8 protein-coding genes, 6 tRNA genes, 3 rRNA genes and 6 pseudogenes are annotated in these 21,260 nt (G+C 54.0%); 4 read left to right on the top strand and 19 right to left on the bottom strand.

What is annotated here, in order from left to right:
- Window positions 1-150 precede the first annotated feature (150 nt).
- From nusG to WLO32_RS19330, 7 genes and pseudogenes are all read right to left on the bottom strand, one after another.
- Complete coding sequence (gene nusG, locus WLO32_RS19300) at window positions 151-696, bottom strand: transcription termination/antitermination protein NusG (RefSeq protein ID WP_002438628.1); 546 nt, start codon at window positions 694-696, stop codon at window positions 151-153.
- A gap of 1 nt (window position 697) precedes the next feature.
- The gene (gene secE, locus WLO32_RS19305; protein ID WP_435946592.1) at window positions 698-1,081 is read right to left on the bottom strand and encodes a preprotein translocase subunit SecE; all 384 of its coding nucleotides are present in this window, start codon (window positions 1,079-1,081) and stop codon (window positions 698-700) included.
- 235 nt (window positions 1,082-1,316) lie between these two features.
- Window positions 1,317-2,502, bottom strand: a pseudogene (gene tuf, locus WLO32_RS19310) (elongation factor Tu).
- 111 nt (window positions 2,503-2,613) lie between these two features.
- Window positions 2,614-2,689 (bottom strand) — tRNA-Thr (locus WLO32_RS19315).
- Window positions 2,690-2,694: 5 nt separating this feature from the next.
- Window positions 2,695-2,769 (bottom strand) — tRNA-Gly (locus tag WLO32_RS19320).
- A gap of 118 nt (window positions 2,770-2,887) precedes the next feature.
- Window positions 2,888-2,972, bottom strand: a tRNA-Tyr gene (locus tag WLO32_RS19325).
- Window positions 2,973-2,982: 10 nt separating this feature from the next.
- Window positions 2,983-3,058: transfer RNA gene (locus WLO32_RS19330), tRNA-Thr, on the bottom strand.
- A gap of 336 nt (window positions 3,059-3,394) precedes the next feature.
- Here WLO32_RS19330 and WLO32_RS19335 point away from each other — a divergent pair.
- Both WLO32_RS19335 and coaA read left to right on the top strand, forming a co-directional pair.
- Window positions 3,395-3,943 (top strand): N-acetyltransferase family protein, encoded by a 549-nt coding sequence (locus WLO32_RS19335; RefSeq protein WP_435948345.1) that lies wholly within the window; start codon window positions 3,395-3,397, stop codon window positions 3,941-3,943.
- A gap of 203 nt (window positions 3,944-4,146) precedes the next feature.
- Entirely contained in the window at window positions 4,147-5,097 is a 951-nt protein-coding gene (gene coaA, locus WLO32_RS19340; protein ID WP_435946593.1) for a type I pantothenate kinase, read from the top strand.
- Between the two features lie 31 nt (window positions 5,098-5,128).
- Here the strand turns inward: coaA and birA are convergent.
- The 11 genes and pseudogenes from birA to pepQ all read right to left on the bottom strand — a co-directional run bounded on the left by birA (window position 5,129) and on the right by pepQ (window position 16,835).
- Window positions 5,129-6,092 (bottom strand): annotated as a pseudogene (gene birA / locus WLO32_RS19345) (bifunctional biotin--[acetyl-CoA-carboxylase] ligase/biotin operon repressor BirA).
- Window positions 6,089-7,118, bottom strand: a pseudogene (murB, locus tag WLO32_RS19350) (UDP-N-acetylmuramate dehydrogenase). The pseudogenes birA and murB overlap by 4 nt, the downstream one beginning before the upstream one ends.
- Before the next feature lie 134 nt (window positions 7,119-7,252).
- A 5S ribosomal RNA gene (gene rrf, locus WLO32_RS19355) occupies window positions 7,253-7,368 on the bottom strand.
- Window positions 7,369-7,474: 106 nt separating this feature from the next.
- Window positions 7,475-10,380: ribosomal RNA gene (locus WLO32_RS19360) — 23S ribosomal RNA — on the bottom strand.
- A 195-nt stretch (window positions 10,381-10,575) separates the two neighbouring features.
- Window positions 10,576-10,651, bottom strand: a tRNA-Ala gene (locus tag WLO32_RS19365).
- Window positions 10,652-10,764: 113 nt separating this feature from the next.
- Window positions 10,765-10,842 (bottom strand) — tRNA-Ile (locus tag WLO32_RS19370).
- Between the two features lie 68 nt (window positions 10,843-10,910).
- Window positions 10,911-12,452 (bottom strand): 16S ribosomal RNA (locus WLO32_RS19375).
- Together the 16S, 23S and 5S rRNA genes with 2 tRNA genes alongside form the textbook arrangement of a ribosomal RNA operon.
- A gap of 395 nt (window positions 12,453-12,847) precedes the next feature.
- Window positions 12,848-13,381, bottom strand: a complete 534-nt coding sequence (gene hemG / locus WLO32_RS19380) for a menaquinone-dependent protoporphyrinogen IX dehydrogenase (RefSeq protein ID WP_435946594.1) — start codon at window positions 13,379-13,381, stop codon at window positions 12,848-12,850.
- Between the two features lie 12 nt (window positions 13,382-13,393).
- Window positions 13,394-14,846, bottom strand: a pseudogene (trkH, locus tag WLO32_RS19385) (Trk system potassium transporter TrkH).
- A 42-nt stretch (window positions 14,847-14,888) separates the two neighbouring features.
- Entirely contained in the window at window positions 14,889-15,503 is a 615-nt protein-coding gene (locus tag WLO32_RS19390) for an IMPACT family protein (protein ID WP_435946595.1), read from the bottom strand.
- Window positions 15,503-16,835 (bottom strand): annotated as a pseudogene (pepQ, locus tag WLO32_RS19395) (Xaa-Pro dipeptidase). Before pepQ ends, WLO32_RS19390 begins: the two are co-directional and overlap by 1 nt.
- A 191-nt stretch (window positions 16,836-17,026) precedes the next feature.
- Here pepQ and fadB point away from each other — a divergent pair.
- Both fadB and fadA read left to right on the top strand, forming a co-directional pair.
- A complete protein-coding gene (gene fadB / locus WLO32_RS19400; RefSeq protein WP_435946596.1) occupies window positions 17,027-19,216 on the top strand; it encodes a fatty acid oxidation complex subunit alpha FadB in 2,190 nt (729 codons plus the stop codon).
- Window positions 19,217-19,225: 9 nt separating this feature from the next.
- Entirely contained in the window at window positions 19,226-20,389 is a 1,164-nt protein-coding gene (gene fadA, locus WLO32_RS19405) for an acetyl-CoA C-acyltransferase FadA (RefSeq protein WP_435946597.1), read from the top strand.
- Between the two features lie 168 nt (window positions 20,390-20,557).
- Here the strand turns inward: fadA and fre are convergent.
- Window positions 20,558-21,260, bottom strand: a pseudogene (fre, locus tag WLO32_RS19410) (NAD(P)H-flavin reductase).

The following is a 21,260-nucleotide window of genomic DNA, read 5'->3' on the forward strand; positions in this document are numbered from 1 at the left end:
ATTTCCTCTAGTGGGTTATAGCGCCTCAAGGAGGCTCCCCGTGAATAAATCGTTTTAGGTGTCCAGGACACATAAAAACAAAAGGCGCGAAATTGTATGCCAATCTCGCGCCCTGTGCAACGAATAATCGTTGCTTTTACAACCTGACGATTAAGCCTTTTCGACCTGGGCAAAATCCAGTTCGACGGGTGTAGCACGGCCAAAGATAGATACAGAAACCTTCAGGCGGCTCTTTTCGTAATCCACTTCTTCCACTACACCGTTAAAGTCGGCAAACGGACCATCGCTAACACGGACCATCTCACCCGGTTCAAACAGCGTTTTAGGACGCGGCTTATCACCAACCTGCTGCAGGCGGTTCATGATCGCATCAACTTCTTTATCGCTAATCGGCGCCGGACGGTCAGACGTGCCGCCAATGAAACCCATAACGCGCGGAACGCTACGCACCAGGTGCCAGCTCGCATCGTTCATTACCATCTGGACCAGCACGTAGCCCGGGAAGAATTTACGTTCGCTTTTGCGACGTTGGCCACCACGGATTTCGACCACTTCTTCGGTCGGCACCATGACTTCGCCAAACAACTCTTCCATGTTGTGCAATTTGATATGCTCGCGCAGCGAAGTCGCTACGCGGCCTTCAAAACCGGAAAACGCCTGAACGACGTACCAGCGCTTTTTAGGGGCTTCAGACATCTCAGAACCTCAGGCCAGTAATAAAAGAAACCAGACGGACTAAAATGCCATCCAGCCCCCACAAAATCAGTGACATTACAGCAGTAACGGCGGCCACGATTAAGGTGGTGTGCAATGTTTCCTGGCGAGTCGGCCAAATCACTTTACGTACTTCGGTTCTCGCTTCGCGGGCGAAAGCAACGGTCGCTTTGCCTTTCGTCGTCAACAGCGCGACACCACCCGCTGCAGCAATCATAATAACCACTGCCAGGGCACGCAGAGGCAAGGACACATCACGATAAATGTAGTTACCCACGATCGCCAGAATCAGCAGAACGGCAACGGCAAGCCATTTCATCGTTTCCAGGCCGCGCCCGCTTCCGTGAGCTTCGGTATTCGCACTCATAAACCAACCTGTCACAATAAATCAGACAAACATTTTTGCCCCGCAGGCGCGAGGCAAAACCAAACCGAATCGCTCTTTTCAGACGCTATTCGGTATCAACGCCATCTTCAGAGCCTGTCTCAGCAATGATTATGAGTAAAAAATCACTGATGAGCCAGGTTCTGGTTCGAGAGCGTACAAAAAGGGCATCAAATGATGCCCTTTTCTTGCGCATTGCGTCAAATGTTATCAGCGATTAGCTGAGAACTTTAGCAACAACGCCGGCACCAACGGTACGGCCACCTTCACGGATTGCGAAACGCAGACCGTCGTCCATCGCGATTGGGTGGATCAGGGTAACAACCATTTTGATGTTGTCGCCCGGCATGACCATCTCAACGCCTTCCGGCAGTTCGATGGTACCGGTCACGTCAGTTGTACGGAAGTAGAACTGTGGACGGTAGCCTTTGAAGAACGGAGTGTGACGGCCCGCCTTCGTCTTTGGACAGAATGTACACTTCAGATTCGAACTTAGTGTGCGGCTTGATGGAGCCTGGCTTAGCCAGAACCTGACCACGTTCGATTTCTTCACGTTTGATACCACGCAGCAGAACGCCAACGTTCTCGCCCGCACGGCCTTCGTCCAGCAGTTTGCGGAACATTTCAACGCCGGTACAGGTAGATTTCGCGGTATCTTTGATACCAACGATTTCAACTTCTTCACCAACCTTGATGATGCCGCGCTCTACACGACCGGTAACAACGGTACCACGACCGGAGATGGAGAAGACGTCTTCGATTGGCAGCAGGAACGGCTTGTCGATAGCACGCTCTGGCTCAGGGATGTAGGAATCCAGGAAGCCTGCCAGTTCGATGATTTTCGCTTCCCACTCAGCTTCGCCTTCCAGCGCTTTCAGAGCGGAACCGCGAACGATTGGGGTATCGTCGCCCGGGAAGTCGTACTGGGACAGAAGTTCACGAACTTCCATTTCCACCAGTTCCAGCAGCTCTTCGTCATCAACCATGTCGCATTTGTTCAGGAACACGATGATGTAAGGAACGCCTACCTGACGACCCAGCAGGATGTGCTCACGGGTCTGCGGCATCGGGCCGTCAGTCGCAGCAACAACCAGGATTGCGCCGTCCATCTGAGCCGCACCGGTGATCATGTTTTTCACGTAGTCGGCGTGCCCTGGGCAGTCAACGTGCGCGTAGTGGCGAGTCGGGGTGTCATACTCAACGTGGGAAGTGTTGATGGTGATACCACGAGCTTTTTCTTCCGGCGCGTTATCGATCTGATCGAATGCGCGAGCAGCACCGCCGTAGGTTTTAGCCAGAACGGTAGTGATGGCAGCGGTCAGCGTTGTTTTACCATGGTCAACGTGGCCGATAGTACCGACGTTAACGTGCGGTTTTGTACGTTCAAACTTTTCTTTAGACATCGATTGTCCCTCTAAGACACGGATAAATCGGTGGTATCACCACATCAACCAGGCTTATGCCTGAATTTGCTGAATTCATTAACAGAAGAAAAACAGGGAGGAGAATAGAAGTGGTGCTGATAGGCAGATTCGAACTGCCGACCTCACCCTTACCAAGGGTGCGCTCTACCAACTGAGCTATATCAGCACATCTGGAGCGGGCAGTGGGAATCGAACCCACATCATCAGCTTGGAAGGCTGAGGTAATAGCCATTATACGATGCCCGCATCTTAGAACTCGGCTACCTGCTTAATTCTGTTTTGAATATGAGAGGAGACCTCTCAGTATTCGAGCCGACTCGCCTGGAGCTTATCGTCTCGGGCTTCGCGAAGCGTCGCCTTAAAATGGTGGTGGGGGAAGGATTCGAACCTTCGAAGTCGATGACGGCAGATTTACAGTCTGCTCCCTTTGGCCGCTCGGGAACCCCACCAGGCACTTGATGGTGCCGACTACCGGAATCGAACTGGTGACCTACTGATTACAAGTCAGTTGCTCTACCTACTGAGCTAAGTCGGCATCAAGTAGCGCGCATTCTAGGAACACAGGCGCCGCTATGCAACAAAAAAATCGCATAAAATGCACTACCGCTCACATTTTGCGCGACACGTCGACTATTTGCTGATTAAACCGCCGCCAGCGGTCAGTTTTTATGCGTAAAGACAGGCATTCACTGCTCCATCAACATCACAGCGGGCCCCCCTGCCGCACTGCGAAAGTGCATCCTGCGCTTTTACTGCCCCCGGATTGGGCATCTGAAGCCCATTTTTGTTAGACAACCCCCGAAAACATGGCGCGGCAGAAGTTGGATCGCTTATTGCTTTACAGGATCACACCCATAGAGGAGAGCAGATGATGAATATTGTTCCTTTGAATGCTGCCACGCTGCCGGTTTACTGCCGTGAACTCGCCGCGCTGCTTCTCGATTCTATTGCAAGCGGTGCATCCGTGGGTTACCAGCAAACTCTGTCGCGTGAAGAAGCGGAAAGTACCTTTTATCGATTACGCGGCGCGCTCGATAACGGCGAGATAAAGATGTGGATTGCCCGTGATGAGTACGGGCTGACGGGCGTGGTACGTCTCGAGCTTTGTAATGAACCGGATGGTTTGAACCGCGCGACGATCAAATCGCTGTTAGTGCATCGCAGGTGCCGCCGGCAAGGTATCGGTAAGCAGTTAATCTCCGCCTTAGAAAAGGCGGCGGCAGACTATCATCGGGGGCTGCTGTTTCTTGATATTCAGGCAGGTACGCCCGCGGAAGCATTTTATCGCTCACAGGGATACCGCTGCCTTGGGGAACTGCCTGATTATGTCTGTTCCCATGACGGCTATTATCATCCCGCCGTTATCTACTACAAGCGCTTATTTGCCGTGAATCAATTCATGCGCGCCATCGCGAGTTAAGCCGCGCTAAAAACGTGATGCTTCTTCGGGTAAGCATCACGTTATCGTTTTTTTCTTATTATTCTCCCCCATCTGGTGTTACCCTCCTGCCCATTGTTAAAAAGTAAAATACGTTGCGCGCCGTTGATTATCCGGGGTTGGTTGCCTTCCCCGGTCCGCGTTTAACGTTCATTTTGTCCTGAATTACAGGCAGAAGCATGCTTATGAGTAATAAAGAGCAAATGTTGACGACTCCTTATATGCAGTTCAACCGAAGCCAATGGGCAGCCTTGCGTAATTCAGTGCCGATGACCCTGACCGAAGGGGAAGTCGCTCGGTTGAAAGGCATCAACGAAGATCTTTCACTTGAAGAGGTGGCAGAAATTTATCTGCCCCTTTCGCGCCTGCTGAACTTCTATATCAGTTCAAATTTACGCCGCCAGGCCGTGCTTGAACAATTTCTCGGCACTAACGGCCAGCGTATTCCCTACATTATTAGCATCGCGGGAAGCGTCGCGGTGGGTAAAAGCACAACCGCACGCGTACTGCAGGCGTTGCTGAGCCGCTGGCCTGAACATCGTCGGGTAGAGCTGATTACAACCGATGGTTTTCTTCATCCGAATAAAGTCCTTAAAGAACGTAATTTGATGAAGAAAAAGGGGTTTCCACAATCCTATGATATGCATCGCCTGGTGAAATTTGTTTCCGACCTCAAGTCCGGCGCAACTAACGTCACCGCGCCCGTCTATTCTCATCTTATTTATGATGTGATCCCTGAGGGCGATAAAACCGTTACTCAACCCGATATTTTAATTCTTGAAGGATTAAATGTCTTACAAAGCGGCATGGATTACCCACACGATCCGCATCATGTATTCGTCTCGGACTTCGTCGATTTTTCTATTTATGTTGATGCGCCAGAGGAGTTACTGCAGGACTGGTATATCACCCGCTTCCTGAAATTCCGCGAAGGCGCGTTTACCGATCCGGACTCTTATTTCCACAGCTACGCCAGGCTGTCGGAGGACGAGGCGGTGAGTATTGCCCTGCAGCTCTGGAAAGAGATTAACTGGCTGAACTTAAAAGAAAATATACTTCCAACCCGCGAACGTGCCAGCTTAATTATGACTAAAAGCGCAAATCACGCGGTGGAAAGTGTCCGCCTACGCAAATAATAAAAAGGGGGATACGATCCCCCTTTCCTTTTTAGCTTACCCCGCGTAGCGATATTTCACCGCCGACCCAAGGTTTAATTACTCCATCCTGCTCTAACAGCAGTGCGCCCTGCTCGTTTATTCCCCGCGAGATACCGTATATCTCACGATCGCCGATAATAAGTTTAACCTGACGATTAGCGTAATTATCCAGCGCTTCCCAACGAGAAAGGAATGGCGTAAGGCTTTCTTGCTCAAATAAGGTTAATGCCGCGCGTAGCTCGTGTATTAAAGTTACCGCCAGCGCATTGCGATCGATATTAATTCCGGCTTCCTGAAGATTAATCCAGCCCTGATTAATCACATCCGACGCAACGTTACGCATGGCAAGGTTAATACCAGCGCCAATGACAATCTGCGCGGCATCACCGGTCTTGCCCGTCAGCTCGACAAGTATGCCGGCCAGCTTGCGATCGTTGAGATAGAGATCGTTAGGCCATTTAACCCTGACGTCTTTCGCACCCAGCTCGCGAAGCACTTCAGCCATGACGATGCCGATGACCAGGCTCAGTCCCACCGCCGCGGCAGGCCCCCTGATCCAGTCGCCAGTACATTGAGAGATAAAGGTTCGCGCCGAATGGAGAAAACCACTGCCGTCCGCGCCGGCCGCGTCCTGCCTGCTGATATTCCGCAATACAGGCGTCTCCGGGCTGCAGGCTCTCAAGACGCTCAAGCAGATATTGGTTAGTGGAGTCGATAACGGGCAATACAGCAACCGTGCCTTTTTCTATCTTCGATTTAATCAGCGATTCATCAAGCAGCTGCATAGGATCGGGTAAGCTGTATCCCTTTCCCGGGACGGTAAATACATCGACACCCCAGTCGCGTAGCGTTTGAATATGTTTATTGATAGCCGCACGGCTCATCCCAAGCTTTTCGCCCAGCTGCTCGCCAGAATGAAATTCTCCATCGGCAAGGATGCTGACCAGGGTTAGGGGGATTGTGTTATCTTTCACGCAATGGTCTCCACGGCACTGACTTCACCTTTCGGGCCGATAAAGCGAACCTCCGGCTCCAGCCACACGTTAAATTTTTCCCCCACGCGCTGGCGGATATAGTGCGCCAGGCCGACGATATCCTGGCCTGAGGCCTGCGCCTCATTGATTAACACTAACGCCTGCTGACGATGAACGGCAGCACCGCCAAGCTGATATCCTTTTAGTTCGCACTGATCGATCAGCCAGCCTGCCGCCAGCTTTGTCGCTCCATCAGCCTGCGGATAGTGAGGCATACGCGGGAATTCCGCCAGCAGTTCGGCGGCCCTGCGCCGCCGCGATAACAGGGTTTTTAAAGAAGCTGCCGGCGTTGCCATGGATGCGGGGATCCGGAAGCTTTGTCATTCGCATATGACATACGGCGTCAAAAACTTCCTGCGGCGTAACGGTAGCGGGATCAAAGCGGGTCAGGTCGCCGTAGGTCAGTACCGGCTGCCATATTTTAGGCAGGCGCAGGCCGACGGCGGTAATAGCATAGCTGTGCTGGTAATCGTGCTTGAAAATACTGTCGCGATAGCCAAACTGGCATTGGGCATTATCAAGACGACACGATTCGCCGCTGCGTAAATCAACGCAGTCCACGTAGGAACAAACCATTTTTAATTCAACACCATAGGCGCCGATATTTTGAATAGGGGAAGATCCGACACAGCCCGGGATCAGCGCCAGATTCTCAAGTCCTGGCATAGACTGTTGTAAGGTATATTCAACAAGGCGATGCCAGTTTTCGCCGGCGCCAACGTGCAGATACCAGGCGTCATCCCCTTCCGTGACTTCAATACCGGCAATGCGGTTAACTATTACCGTTCCGGCAAAATCATCAAGAAAGAGAACGTTACTTCCCTCGCCCAGGATCAAAACCGGATTTTGCAGTGATACGGCTTCGTTCCAGGCTTCGCTGAGTTGTTGCACCGTTTGCGCAATAACAATACGCAGGGCGTTGGCCTGAATACCGAAAGTATTGAAGGGCTTAAGAGAGGAGCTCATGTCGATATCTTTCCTGAGTTTAAACCCGGTTAGTGTACCTTATCTCGCTGAGCTTGGCTTGTACGGTGGAAATCGTTGTAAAACGCAGACGACAAAAAGGCCATCCTTGCGGATGGCCTTTTTGTCTGTTTGGAGCCTGGCAGTTCCCTACTCTCGCATGGGGAGACCCCACACTACCATCGGCGCTACGGCGTTTCACTTCTGAGTTCGGCATGGGGTCAGGTGGGACCACCGCGCTGTTGCCGCCAGGCATATTCTGTTCTCCGGCCGTCACTGCTCATGACCACCGGCTTAAAATCTCGGTTCAGGCTGAAAATCAAATTATTCTGTCTCTCACAAAACACCTTCGGTGTTGTAAGGTTAAGCCTCACGGATCATTAGTACTGGTTAGCTCAATGCATCGCTGCACTTACACACCCAGCCTATCAACGTCGTCGTCTTCAACGTTCCTTCAGGAGACTTGAAGTCTCAGGGAGAATTCATCTCGGGGCAAGTTTCGCGCTTAGATGCTTTCAGCGCTTATCTCTTCCGCATTTAGCTACCGGGCAGTGCCATTGGCATGACAACCCGAACACCAGTGATGCGTCCACTCCGGTCCTCTCGTACTAGGAGCAGCCCCCCTCAATTCTCCAGCGCCCACGGCAGATAGGGACCGAACTGTCTCACGACGTTCTAAACCCAGCTCGCGTACCACTTTAAATGGCGAACAGCCATACCCTTGGGACCTACTTCAGCCCCAGGATGTGATGAGCCGACATCGAGGTGCCAAACACCGCCGTCGATATGAACTCTTGGGCGGTATCAGCCTGTTATCCCCGGAGTACCTTTTATCCGTTGAGCGATGGCCCTTCCATTCAGAACCACCGGATCACTAAGACCTGCTTTCGCACCTGCTCGAGCCGTCACTCTCGCAGTCAAGCTAGCTTATGCCTTTGCACTAACCTCACGATGTCCGACCGTGATTAGCTAACCTTCGTGCTCCTCCGTTACGCTTTAGGAGGAGACCGCCCCAGTCAAACTACCCACCAGACACTGTCCGCAACCCGGATTACGGGTCTACGTTAGAACACCAGCCATTAAAGGGTGGTATTTCAAGGTTGGCTCCACGCAGACTGGCGTCCACGCTTCAAAGCCTCCCACCTATCCTACACATCAAGGACCAGTGTTCAGTGTCAAGCTATAGTAAAGGTTCACGGGGTCTTTCCGTCTTGCCGCGGGTACACTGCATCTTCACAGCGAGTTCAATTTCACTGAGTCTCGGGTGGAGACAGCCTGGCCATCATTACGCCATTCGTGCAGGTCGGAACTTACCCGACAAGGAATTTCGCTACCTTAGGACCGTTATAGTTACGGCCGCCGTTTACCGGGGCTTCGATCAAGAGCTTCGCCTTGCGGCTGACCCCATCAATTAACCTTCCGGCACCGGGCAGGCGTCACACCGTATACGTCCACTTTCGTGTTTGCACAGTGCTGTGTTTTTAATAAACAGTTGCAGCCAGCTGGTATCTTCGACTGGCTTCAGCTCCATCCGCAAGGGACTTCACCTACGCGCCAGCGTGCCTTCTCCCGAAGTTACGGCACCATTTTGCCTAGTTCCTTCACCCGAGTTCTCTCAAGCGCCTTGGTATTCTCTACCTGACCACCTGTGTCGGTTTGGGGTACGATTCTGTGTTACCTGATGCTTAGAGGCTTTTCCTGGAAGCAGGGCATTTGTCACTTCAGCACCGTAGTGCCTCGTCATCACGCCTCAGCCTTAAAGTGTTCCGGATTTGCCTGGAACACAAGCCTGCACGCTTAAACCGGGACAACCGTCGCCCGGCCAACATAGCCTTCTCCGTCCCCCCTTCGCAGTAACACCGAGTACAGGAATATTAACCTGTTTCCCATCGACTACGCCTTTCGGCCTCGCCTTAGGGGTCGACTCACCCTGCCCCGATTAACGTTGGACAGGAACCCTTGGTCTTCCGGCGAGCGGGCTTTTCACCCGCTTTATCGTTACTTATGTCAGCATTCGCACTTCTGATACCTCCAGCAGACCTCACAGTCCACCTTCAACGGCTTACAGAACGCTCCCCTACCCAACAACACATAGTGTCGCTGCCGCAGCTTCGGTGCATGGTTTAGCCCCGTTACATCTTCCGCGCAGGCCGACTCGACCAGTGAGCTATTACGCTTTCTTTAAATGATGGCTGCTTCTAAGCCAACATCCTGGCTGTCTGTGCCTTCCCACATCGTTTCCCACTTAACCATGACTTTGGGACCTTAGCTGGCGGTCTGGGTTGTTTCCCTCTTCACGACGGACGTTAGCACCCGCCGTGTGTCTCCCGTGATAACATTCTCCGGTATTCGCAGTTTGCATCGGGTTGGTAAGCCGGGATGGCCCCCTAGCCGAAACAGTGCTCTACCCCCGGAGATGAATTCACGAGGCGCTACCTAAATAGCTTTCGGGGAGAACCAGCTATCTCCCGGTTTGATTGGCCTTTCACCCCCAGCCACAGGTCATCCGCTAATTTTTCAACATTAGTCGGTTCGGTCCTCCAGTTAGTGTTACCCAACCTTCAACCTGCCCATGGCTAGATCACCGGGTTTCGGGTCTATACCCTGCAACTTAACGCCCAGTTAAGACTCGGTTTCCCTGCGGCTCCCCTATACGGTTAACCTTGCTACAGAATATAAGTCGCTGACCCATTATACAAAAGGTACGCAGTCACCCCATAAAGAGGCTCCCACTGCTTGTACGTACACGGTTTCAGGTTCTGTTTCACTCCCCTCGCCGGGGTTCTTTTCGCCTTTCCCTCACGGTACTGGTTCACTATCGGTCAGTCAGGAGTATTTAGCCTTGGAGGATGGTCCCCCCATATTCAGACAGGATACCACGTGTCCCGCCCTACTCGTCGAACTCACAGAAGGTGTGCCTTTGTGTACGGGAGTATCACCCTGTACCCTGCGACTTTCCAGACGCTTCCACTGACACACAAACTGATGCTGGTTCTGGGCTGCTCCCCGTTCGCTCGCCGCTACTGGGGGAATCTCGGTTGATTTCTTTTCCTCGGGGTACTTAGATGTTTCAGTTCCCCCGGTTCGCCTCGTTAAGTTATGTATTGGCTTAACGATAGTGCAACGGATTGCACTGGGTTTCCCCATTCGGAAATCGCCGGTTATAACGGTTCATATCACCTTACCGGCGCTTATCGCAGATTAGCACGTCCTTCATCGCCTCTGACTGCCAGGGCATCCACCGTGTACGCTTAGTCGCTTAACCTCACAACCCGAAGATGTTTCGCTTCAGATTATGAAAATTTGAGAGACTCGAACATATCGTAAACCCATTCTTTATTACGGAAGAATGAGACGACATGTCGTTTCAATTTTCAGCTTGTTCCGGATTTTTAAAGAGCAAATATCTCAAACGTGATTCCTGAGAATCAGTTTTGAGATACCATTGAGCATGAAATGATGGTGGAGCTAAGCGGGATCGAACCGCTGACCTCCTGCGTGCAAGGCAGGCGCTCTCCCAGCTGAGCTATAGCCCCATCGATTTCGTAAAACCTTTGATTTACCGAAAATTGTTCGCTAGTCAAGGCGCAGCGTCACGAAGCATATTTTGATATGCGAGTGATGCTGTAACGCAGGATAGCGGAGAATCTGGTAGGGCCTGAGTGGACTTGAACCACCGACCTCACCCTTATCAGGGGTGCGCTCTAACCACCTGAGCTACAAGCCTATAAGGTTTTACTGCTCGTTTTCTATCAGACAATCTGTGTGAGCACTGCGCGGGTTGTATCTTTAAGGTAAGGAGGTGATCCAACCGCAGGTTCCCCTACGGTTACCTTGTTACGACTTCACCCCAGTCATGAATCACAAAGTGGTAAGCGCCCTCCCGAAGGTTAAGCTACCTACTTCTTTTGCAACCCACTCCCATGGTGTGACGGGCGGTGTGTACAAGGCCCGGGAACGTATTCACCGTGGCATTCTGATCCACGATTACTAGCGATTCCGACTTCACGGAGTCGAGTTGCAGACTCCGATCCGGACTACGACGCACTTTATGAGGTCCGCTTGCTCTCGCGAGGTCGCTTCTCTTTGTATGCGCCATTGTAGCACGTGTGTAGCCCTACTCGTAAGGGCCATGATGACTTGACGTCATCCCCACCTTCCTCCAGTTTATCACTGGCAGTCTCCTTTGAGTTCCCGGCCTAACCGCTGGCAACAAAGGATAAGGGTTGCGCTCGTTGCGGGACTTAACCCAACATTTCACAACACGAGCTGACGACAGCCATGCAGCACCTGTCTCAGAGTTCCCGAAGGCACCAATCCATCTCTGGAAAGTTCTCTGGATGTCAAGAGTAGGTAAGGTTCTTCGCGTTGCATCGAATTAAACCACATGCTCCACCGCTTGTGCGGGCCCCCGTCAATTCATTTGAGTTTTAACCTTGCGGCCGTACTCCCCAGGCGGTCGACTTAACGCGTTAGCTCCGGAAGCCACTCCTCAAGGGAACAACCTCCAAGTCGACATCGTTTACGGCGTGGACTACCAGGGTATCTAATCCTGTTTGCTCCCCACGCTTTCGCACCTGAGCGTCAGTCTTTGTCCAGGGGGCCGCCTTCGCCACCGGTATTCCTCCAGATCTCTACGCATTTCACCGCTACACCTGGAATTCTACCCCCCTCTACAAGACTCTAGCCTGCCAGTTTCGAATGCAGTTCCCAGGTTGAGCCCGGGGATTTCACATCCGACTTGACAGACCGCCTGCGTGCGCTTTACGCCCAGTAATTCCGATTAACGCTTGCACCCTCCGTATTACCGCGGCTGCTGGCACGGAGTTAGCCGGTGCTTCTTCTGCGAGTAACGTCAATTGCTGAGGTTATTAACCTCAACACCTTCCTCCTCGCTGAAAGTACTTTACAACCCGAAGGCCTTCTTCATACACGCGGCATGGCTGCATCAGGCTTGCGCCCATTGTGCAATATTCCCCACTGCTGCCTCCCGTAGGAGTCTGGACCGTGTCTCAGTTCCAGTGTGGCTGGTCATCCTCTCAGACCAGCTAGGGATCGTCGCCTTGGTGAGCCGTTACCCCACCAACAAGCTAATCCCATCTGGGCACATCTGATGGCAAGAGGCCCGAAGGTCCCCCTCTTTGGTCTTGCGACGTTATGCGGTATTAGCTACCGTTTCCAGTAGTTATCCCCCGCCATCAGGCAGTTTCCCAGACATTACTCACCCGTCCGCCACTCGTCGGCAAAGAAGCAAGCTTCTTCCCGCTACCGTTCGACTTGCATGTGTTAGGCCTGCCGCCAGCGTTCAATCTGAGCCATGATCAAACTCTTCAATTAAAAGCTTGATGTGCTTCAACCAGTGAAGCGGTGCTCAAAGATTACATTCACATAATTCACTAATGAATTACTGTCTGGTCACTCTTCAAGACTTGATATTTTTTTGCACCCTAAGGTGCTGAGATATCAATCCTGCGAGTGCCCACACAGATTGTCTGATAAATTGTTAAAGAGCAGTGCCACAATCTTCGGTGGCGCGGGCTGTGCATATTACGCTTTCCCGCTACGTAGTCAAGCATTTATTTCCTGCTTCACTGCGCCTGACGGGCCGGTTTGTAAGCCGTTGTGCCGTGTCAGTGGAGGCGCAGTATAGGGATTTTTCGGAGGCTGACAAGGGTTTATTGCAAAAAAATTACTGACCGCATTTTTTTTCGACAAACCGTCTATTTTCACGACTATTTGGCGGCTAACTGCACAATTTCATGGGCGAAACGCGCTACCTGCTGCCAGTCGGTATAGACGACTTCTTTACGTACGTCGGTTTCACCGCCGGTCATTTTCATAATGAAACGAATCATTACGCGATCCAGCCAGCCATAACGCGGATAACGCAGCGCGCCAGCGAACACGGCGCAGTGATCGGGCTTCCAGGGCGAAGCCAACAGGAACTTGCGCGTATAGGAATTGGTTTGCGGCGTACGTTTTTCTGCTTTACGCGCAACGAGGTTTACAGAAAAGAAGGCGCTCGGCATGGAGTTCAGCGCCCTCTGATGCTTTTTCACAAAGGCGTCAACGGATGAATGGAAATGACCATAGCGTATGGAAGCGCCGATAATAACGCGGTCGTAGTTATCCCATCCGATGTCAGCGTTACGATGCAGGTTAACCACATCGCTTTCTACGCCCAGCTCTTTTAGCTCGGAAGCTATATAAGAAGCTATTTCACGAGTCTGACCATCGCGGGTCGAAAACAGAATCAAAGTCTTCACTGCGGGCTCCGGTTACTCTCGCCAGAAGGTTGGCGTAAACAATACTAGTAAAGTAAATACTTCGAGACGGCCAAATAACATGTTGCTGATAAGAATCCACTTCGCTACCGGATTCATGCTGGCAAAGTTGTCCGCCACCACGCCCAGGCCCGGCCCCAGGTTATTAAGCGTGGCCGCCACTGATGCGAAGGCAGAGAAGTCATCCACTCCCGTCGCGATGATCGCAAGCATGCTGACAATAAACACCAGCGCATACGCCGAGAAGAATCCCCATACCGCTTCCAGAATACGTTCCGGCAGCGCGCGATTACCCAGCTTAATGCTGTATACCGCATTTGGGTGCACCAGGCGTTTAAGCTCCCGGTTCCCCTGCTTGAACAGCAGCAGGATACGAATAACTTTCAGGCCGCCGCCGGTAGAGCCGGCGCAGCCGCCGATAAAGGCCGAACAAAGCAGCAGCACCGGCAGGAAAAGCGGCCAACGGGCGATACTGTCGGTGGTGAACCCCGCCGTCGTCGCCATCGATACCACCTGGAAGAACGCCTGGTTGAGCGTTTGCAGCGCCGAGCCATAAGTATTGTGCAGCCACAGCACCAGCGTACAAATGATGACCAGCGTTAGCTGCACGCCGATAAACATGCGGAATTCCGGATCGCGCCAGTAAACCTTCAGATTACGGCCGCTGAGCAAAGAGAAGTGCAGGCCGTAGTTACAGCCGGAAATCAGCAGGAAAACGGCCATGATGGTGTTAATCGTAGGGTTGCTGAAGTACCCGACGCTGGCGTCATGGGTTGAGAACCCGCCGATAGAGATGGTCGCGAAGCTGTGCCCAATCGCGTCGAAGGCCGGCATCCCGGCAAACCACAGCGCCACCGCGCAGGCGACGGTTAGCAGCACATAGATAAGCCACAGGGTTTTCGCGGTGTCCGCAATACGCGGGCGCATTTTATTATCTTTTAGCGGCCCTGGCATTTCGGCCCGATACAGCTGCATGCCGCCTACGCCCAGGATAGGCAGGATAGCCACGGCCAGGACGATGATCCCCATCCCGCCAAACCATTGCAGCATTTGCCGATAGAACAAAATGGCGTGCGGCAGGGTGTCCAGCCCCACAAGCGTGGTGGCCCCCGGTGGTGGTTAAACCGGAGAAGGATTCAAAAAAGGCGTCGGTGATCGTCAGGTTAGGCCGCTCGGAAAAGATAAAGGGTAACGCACCCACGCTCCCCAGCACCGTCCAGAACAGCACCACGATCAGGAAGCCTTCGCGCGGTTTCAGTTCGCTTTTTTCACGACGGTTCGGCCACCAGAGCAACGACCCAATCACCAGCGCGACGAAGAAAGTCTGAGTAAAGGCGCGGCCAGCACCATCGCGGTAAAGTAAGGCAACCAGCCCGGGGAGTATCATGGTCCCGGAGAACAGGATAACCAGCAGACCAACGATTCGGGTTATGGCACGAAAATGCATTTCAGCCGCTTCCTTAAATATCAAAAAATTAAGAGGAGGGAATTATTCTTCAATCGGCAATAAATGCAATGAACCACGGCTAAAATCCGCCAGCCTGAGCGAAAACTCAGCCAGCTGCGTCTGTGGTAACGCCACCTTAAGCAGCACCGATGCCTGAAATTCACTTTGCACGATTAGCCCATCATTTTGTTTCAGTAGCGCTTCGATGCCCGCAAGCTGAGCATAATCACACTGCAAAGTATATTCGGTTAATGGCACTTTGAGCACCGTAGGCAGTTGATTTAGCGCCAGCTGAACGCCGCCGCCGTAGGCTTTAACCAGACCGCCCGTACCCAGTTTGACTCCGCCGTAGTAGCGCACCACCACAGCGGTAATTTCGCCGATGCCGCGCCCCATAAGCTGCGCGAGCATCGGCTTGCCGGCCGTCCCGGCAGGCTCTCCGTCGTCAGAAAACCCAAGCTGCTGCGAATCGTTCGGCGCGCCCGCCACCCATGCCCAGCAATGGTGCCGGGCGTCGGGATGCTGCGCACGAACCTGCTCCACGAAAGCTTTAGCCGCCGCTACCCCATCAGTATGGGCAAGCAGTGTAATAAAGCGGCTTTTCTTGATTTCCTCGCTGACGCAAAGAGATTCAGCAGGGATCGGCCAGCTCTCCATTACGCCAGCTTCAGATCGCGCGTCATGTTTTCGATGGTATTTTCATGAACAACCACGTTGTCCTCGATACGAATCCCGCCGAAAGGTTTAAGCGCGTCAATACGCTGCCAGTCGAAATGTTTGCTGTACTGCCCTTCACGCCATGGCGCCAGCAGGGATTCAATAAAGTAGATCCCCGGTTCGATGGTCAGAACCATACGCGGCTCAAGCACACGCGTGCAGCGCAGGTACGGATATTGCGACGGGGCGGCAAGATGCGTGCCGGTATCATCCTGCATAAACCCTGCAACGTCGTGCACCTGCAAACCAAGCGGGTGGCCAATACCGTGCGGCATAAACGGCCCGGTAATGCCCGTTTCAACCATGGCTTCTTCGCTGATATCGTTCACCAGCTGATGGCGGCACAGCAGTTTAGCAATACGCTGATGGAACTGAACGTGGTAGTCGGTATAACGCACGCCCGCTTTCATGGTGCCGATTAACGCCAGCTGCTCGGCGTTAACGTCTTTAATCAGCTGCGCATAGGCGTTATCGCTGCTGGTGGCCCATGTGCGGGTCAGATCGGCAGCATAACCGTTGTATTCAGCGCCGGCGTCCAGCAGGAAACTGCGCATTTCAGCCGGCGCCTGGTGATCCAGTTTGGTGTAGTGCAATACGGCGGCGTGTTCGTTCAACGCCACGATATTGCCGTACGGCACGTCGGTATCGCGATGGCCGGTGGCCGTCAGATAGGCCTGGTTGATGTCGAATTCGCTCATGCCGGACAGGAACGCTTCGTGCGCAGCCTGATGGCCAACAACGGCCGTCTTCTGCGCCTGACGCATGCATGCCAGCTCATAATCGGTTTTATAAGCACGATGGTAGTGCAGATAATCAACTACCCCTTTCGGGTTGATGTTCGCCGCCTGAATTTCAAGCTGCAGGGCGCGTTCCGGCACCGGGCCCGATATAACCGATGTTGCCACGCGCGGCCGGGAGCTGGCTGCCGATACCCTCGGCTTTCGGCAGGGCGATAACGTCGATCTCTTCGGTCCAGAACGAATGCGGCAGCGGTTCAACGTTATGCCAGTAATCGACCGGCAGATAGAACCACAGCTTCGGTTTGTTAACGCCATCCACCAGCAGCCAGCAGTTCGGAACCTGTGTTACCGGCACCCAGGCTTTGAACTGGGGATTAACTTTGAACGGATAAGGATGGTCATCCAGGAAGACGTTAAACAGCTCTCCGGAGTGAATCAGCAGTGCATCAAGATTGAAACGCGCCAGTACATTGCGGGTGCGCTCCTGCAAGGTAGCCACATGATCTTTATAAAGCGAGGCCAGTGAATCCATAAGTTACCCTTCTATTTATATGACCTGAACGCCACGCATCTTAGCACACGGCGAACATAGCCGACTTATTTCCGGGGGCTGTGATCATCTTTGCAAATATTTAATGAGTTGTTTGCATTTCATTAACATCAATTCCACACTCCCTTCCATCTGGTACGACCAGATCCCATTGCTGGATTCAGGAGACTGACATGCTCTACCAAGGCGAAACCCTACATCTCGACTGGCTGGAAGATGGCATTGCCGAACTGGTGTTCGATGCGCCAGGCTCGGTCAACAAACTCGACACCGCAACGGTGGCAAGCTTAGGCCACGCGCTGGAGGTGCTGGAAAAGCAGCCCGATCTTAAAGGCCTGCTGCTTAGCTCAAATAAAGCGGCGTTTATCGTCGGGGCTGACATTACCGAATTTCTTTCGCTGTTCCTCGTGCCCGCGGAGCAGCTGACCAGCTGGCTACAATTTGCCAATAGCGTCTTTAACCGGCTGGAAGATTTACCCGTTCCGACTATCGCTGCGGTCAACGGCTATGCGCTGGGCGGCGGATGCGAATGCGTGCTGGCTACCGATTATCGTCTGGCGACGCCGGACGCGCGCATTGGCCTGCCGGAAACCAAGCTGGGCATTATGCCGGGCTTCGGCGGCTCCGTTCGCCTGCCGCGCATGCTCGGGGCGGACAGCGCGCTGGAAATCATCACCGCCGGCAAAGACGTTAGCGCGGCAGAAGCGCAAAAAATCGGCCTGGTCGACGGCGTGGTTAAGGCCGAAAAGCTGCGTGAAGGCGCGCTGGCGGTGCTGCACCAGGCGATAAACGGCGATCTGGACTGGCAGGCAAAACGTCGGCCAAAACTTGAGCCGCTGCGCTTAAGCAAAATCGAAGCGACCATGAGCTTTACCATCGCTAAAGGCATGGTGATGCAGATTGCGGGCAAACACTACCCTGCCCCGATGACGGCGGTAAAAACAATAGAAGCCGCGGCCGGCCTTGGCCGCGACGAAGCATTAAAACTTGAGACCCAAAGCTTCGTGCCCCTGGCACGTTCCAACGAGGCCCGTGCGCTGGTCGGGATTTTCCTGAACGACCAATATGTTAAAGGTCAGGCGAAAAAGCTGACCAAAAATAGCGAAGCCCCGAAACAGGCTGCCGTACTGGGCGCCGGGATCATGGGCGGCGGCATTGCTTACCAGTCGGCCTGGAAAGGCGTACCGGTATTAATGAAGGATATTAACGAGAAGTCGCTGGCGTTGGGGATTTCCGAGGCCAGCAAGCTACTTAACAAACAGCTCGAGCGCGGCAAAATCGACGGCATGAAGCTGGCCGGCGTGATTGCCACCATTCATCCAACGCTGGATTACGCCGGTTTTGAACGTGTCGAAGCAGTCGTTGAAGCGGTGGTCGAAAATCCGCAGGTGAAAAAAGCCGTGCTGGCGGAAGTGGAGGATAAAGTCAGCCCGGATACGGTGCTGGCCTCTAACACCTCGACCATTCCGATTAGCGAGCTGGCAAACAGCCTTAAGCGTCCGGAAAACTTCTGCGGCATGCACTTCTTCAACCCGGTGCATCGCATGCCGCTGGTGGAGGTGATTCGCGGCGAGAAAACCTCCGAGCAAACCATCGCAAAAGTTGTCGCATGGGCCAGCAAGATGGGCAAAACGCCCGTCGTGGTGAACGACTGCCCGGGCTTCTTCGTTAACCGCGTGCTGTTCCCCTATTTTGCCGGCTTCAGCCAGCTAATGCGCGACGGCGCGGATTTCCGTCAGATAGACAAAGTGATGGAAAAGCAGTTTGGCTGGCCGATGGGCCCGGCTTATCTGCTCGACGTCGTCGGGATTGATACCGCACACCACGCGCAGGCCGTCATGGCCGCCGGTTTCCCGCAGCGCATGCAGAAAGATTATCGCGATGCGATTGACGCAATGTTTGACGCGGGCCGCTACGGCCAGAAAACCCAGCAGGGCTTCTATCGCTATAAAGAAGACAGCAAAGGCAAGCCGCGCAAAGAGCAGGACGAAACCACCGACGCTGTGCTTGCCGATGTCAGCACGGCAGGCCATAGCTTCAGCGACGAAGAGATTATCGCCCGCATGATGATCCCGATGGTCAACGAAGTGGTGCGCTGCCTGGAAGAAGGCATTATCGCCAGCCCGGCGGAAGCCGATATGGCGCTGGTTTACGGCCTGGGCTTCCCTGCGTTCCACGGCGGCGCTTTCCGCTGGTTAGACACCCTCGGCTGCGCAAAATACCTCGATATGGCTCAGCGGTACGAGCATCTCGGCCCGCTCTATCAGGCGCCCGATGGCCTGCGTGCGAAAGCTTCCCGTAACGAGCCGTACTATCCCCCGGTTGCGCCTGCGCGCCCGGCCAGTGACCTGAAAAGCGCCTGAGGAGTGATTATGGAAAAGGTTGTAATTGTCGATGCCATCCGCACCCCGATGGGCCGCTCTAAAGGTGGCGCTTATCGCAACGTGCGTGCGGAAGATCTTTCCGCCCATCTGATGCGCAGCATTCTGTCGCGTAACCCAGCGCTGGAAGCCGCGGCGCTCGACGATATTTACTGGGGCTGCGTTCAGCAAACGCTGGAGCAGGGTTTCAACATCGGGCGTAACGCCGCTTTGCTAGCGGAAATCCCGCATTCGGTTCCGGCAGTCACCGTGAACCGTTTGTGTGGTTCGTCGATGCAGGCCCTGCACGATGCGGCGCGCATGATTCAGACCGGCGATGCGCATGCCTGCCTGATTGGCGGCGTGGAGCATATGGGCCATGTGCCAATGAGCCACGGCGTTGATTTCCATCCGGGGCTGAGCCGCAACGTGGCGAAAGCTGCCGGCATGATGGGCCTGACCGCCGAGATGCTGGCGCGCATGCACGGCATCAGCCGTGAAATGCAGGACCAGTTCGCCGCTCGTTCCCACCAGCGCGCATGGGCCGCAACCGAGGCCGGCCATTTCAAAAATGAAATCGTCGCCACCAGCGGCCATGATGCTGACGGCGTGCTTAAGCGCTTTGATTACGACGAGGTTATCCGTCCGGAAACCACCGTCGAAGGCCTCGCCTCGCTGAAACCGGCCTTCGATCCGGTCAACGGAACCGTCACCGCAGGCACCTCTTCGGCGCTGTCCGACGGCGCCGCCGCCATGCTGCTGATGAGCGAATCGCGCGCTAAAGAGCTGGGTCTGAAGATCCGCGCCCGCATTCGTTCCATGGCGGTGGTGGGCTGCGATCCGTCGATTATGGGTTACGGCCCGGTTCCGGCCTCGAAGATGGCGTTGAAAAAGGCGGGCCTGAGCGCCGCTGATATCGACCTGTTTGAGATGAACGAAGCCTTCGCCGCGCAGATCCTGCCGTGCATTAAGGATCTGGGACTGATGGATAAGATCGACGAGAAGATTAACCTTAACGGCGGCGCCATCGCGCTGGGCCACCCGCTAGGCTGCTCCGGCGCCCGTATCAGCACCACGCTGCTTAACCTGATGGAACGTCGCGACGCGCAGTTTGGCCTCGCCACCATGTGTATCGGGCTGGGCCAGGGGATAGCAACGGTCATAGAAAGAAATTAAACGTTGGATTACAGGGTGGATAAGCGCAAACGCCTTCCACCCTGTTAGCCGCAGGCGGCGGATAACGCTAATGCTTACCCGCCCTGCGGAACCGACAGCAGACAAGGTATTTCGCAGAGTTTAGTTGCCGTTTTTCCCGCCTGTCAGGGGCGGGTTTTTTATTGGCGCTTAAATAAAAGCGAAGGCATCACCGAACATGCGCTCGACGTTTGCGCCGCGCTCGTTGCAGAACAGGTCGCGTGCGATCTTCGCCATTTCAAAGCGTCCGGCGATATAAATATCGTGCCCGGCAAGCGTGCCGTAATCCTGCATCACCGCCGTCAACACGGTGCCGCTGCGCCCGCGCCAGCCTTCTTCCGGCTGTTCGACCACCGCTTCCACCCGCAGATTCTCATGCTGCACCGACAGCGCTTCCAGCTCGGCCAGGTCGTAGAGATGCTTTTCTTCGCGGGCCGCCCCAGTAAATAGCGATTTCACGCTGCGGGTTACGCGCCAGCGCCGTCAACAGAATCGAGCGCACGTAGGAAAAGCCAGTGCCGCCGGCAATCAGAATTAACGGGCGATCTTCATCGTCGCGCAGCCAGGCGTCGCCGTGCGGAATATCCACAACGATTTCCTTTTCCTTCAGAATGCGGTCCATTACGGCCATCGCGTACAGGTTGAGTTCTGAGGCGCCGATGTGCAGCTCGATAAACTCGCGATCGCTCGGCGTGGACGCCATGGAGAACGGACGCTTGTCGCGTTCATCCATCACCACCATCAAATACTGTCCGGCCTGAAAGGAGAAATCCGCTTCCGGCAGCAATCGAACGCGATATACCGTATCCGTTATCGCTTCTACCGAGGTCACTTTACAGCTTAAGGTTGTCAT

Source organism: Dryocola mayonis, assembly GCF_051307045.1.
Classification (GTDB): domain Bacteria; phylum Pseudomonadota; class Gammaproteobacteria; order Enterobacterales; family Enterobacteriaceae; genus Dryocola.

Coding starts and splice junctions, on each gene's coding strand:
- nusG (WP_002438628.1), bottom strand. CDS start 696: ATGTCTGAAGCCCCTAAAAAGCGCTGGTACGTCGTTCAGGCGTTTTCC.
- secE (WP_435946592.1), bottom strand. CDS start 1,081: ATGAGTGCGAATACCGAAGCTCACGGAAGCGGGCGCGGCCTGGAAACG.
- WLO32_RS19335 (WP_435948345.1), top strand. CDS start 3,395: ATGAATATTGTTCCTTTGAATGCTGCCACGCTGCCGGTTTACTGCCGT.
- coaA (WP_435946593.1), top strand. CDS start 4,147: ATGAGTAATAAAGAGCAAATGTTGACGACTCCTTATATGCAGTTCAAC.
- WLO32_RS19390 (WP_435946595.1), bottom strand. CDS start 15,503: ATGGAGAGCTGGCCGATCCCTGCTGAATCTCTTTGCGTCAGCGAGGAA.
- fadB (WP_435946596.1), top strand. CDS start 17,027: ATGCTCTACCAAGGCGAAACCCTACATCTCGACTGGCTGGAAGATGGC.
- fadA (WP_435946597.1), top strand. CDS start 19,226: ATGGAAAAGGTTGTAATTGTCGATGCCATCCGCACCCCGATGGGCCGC.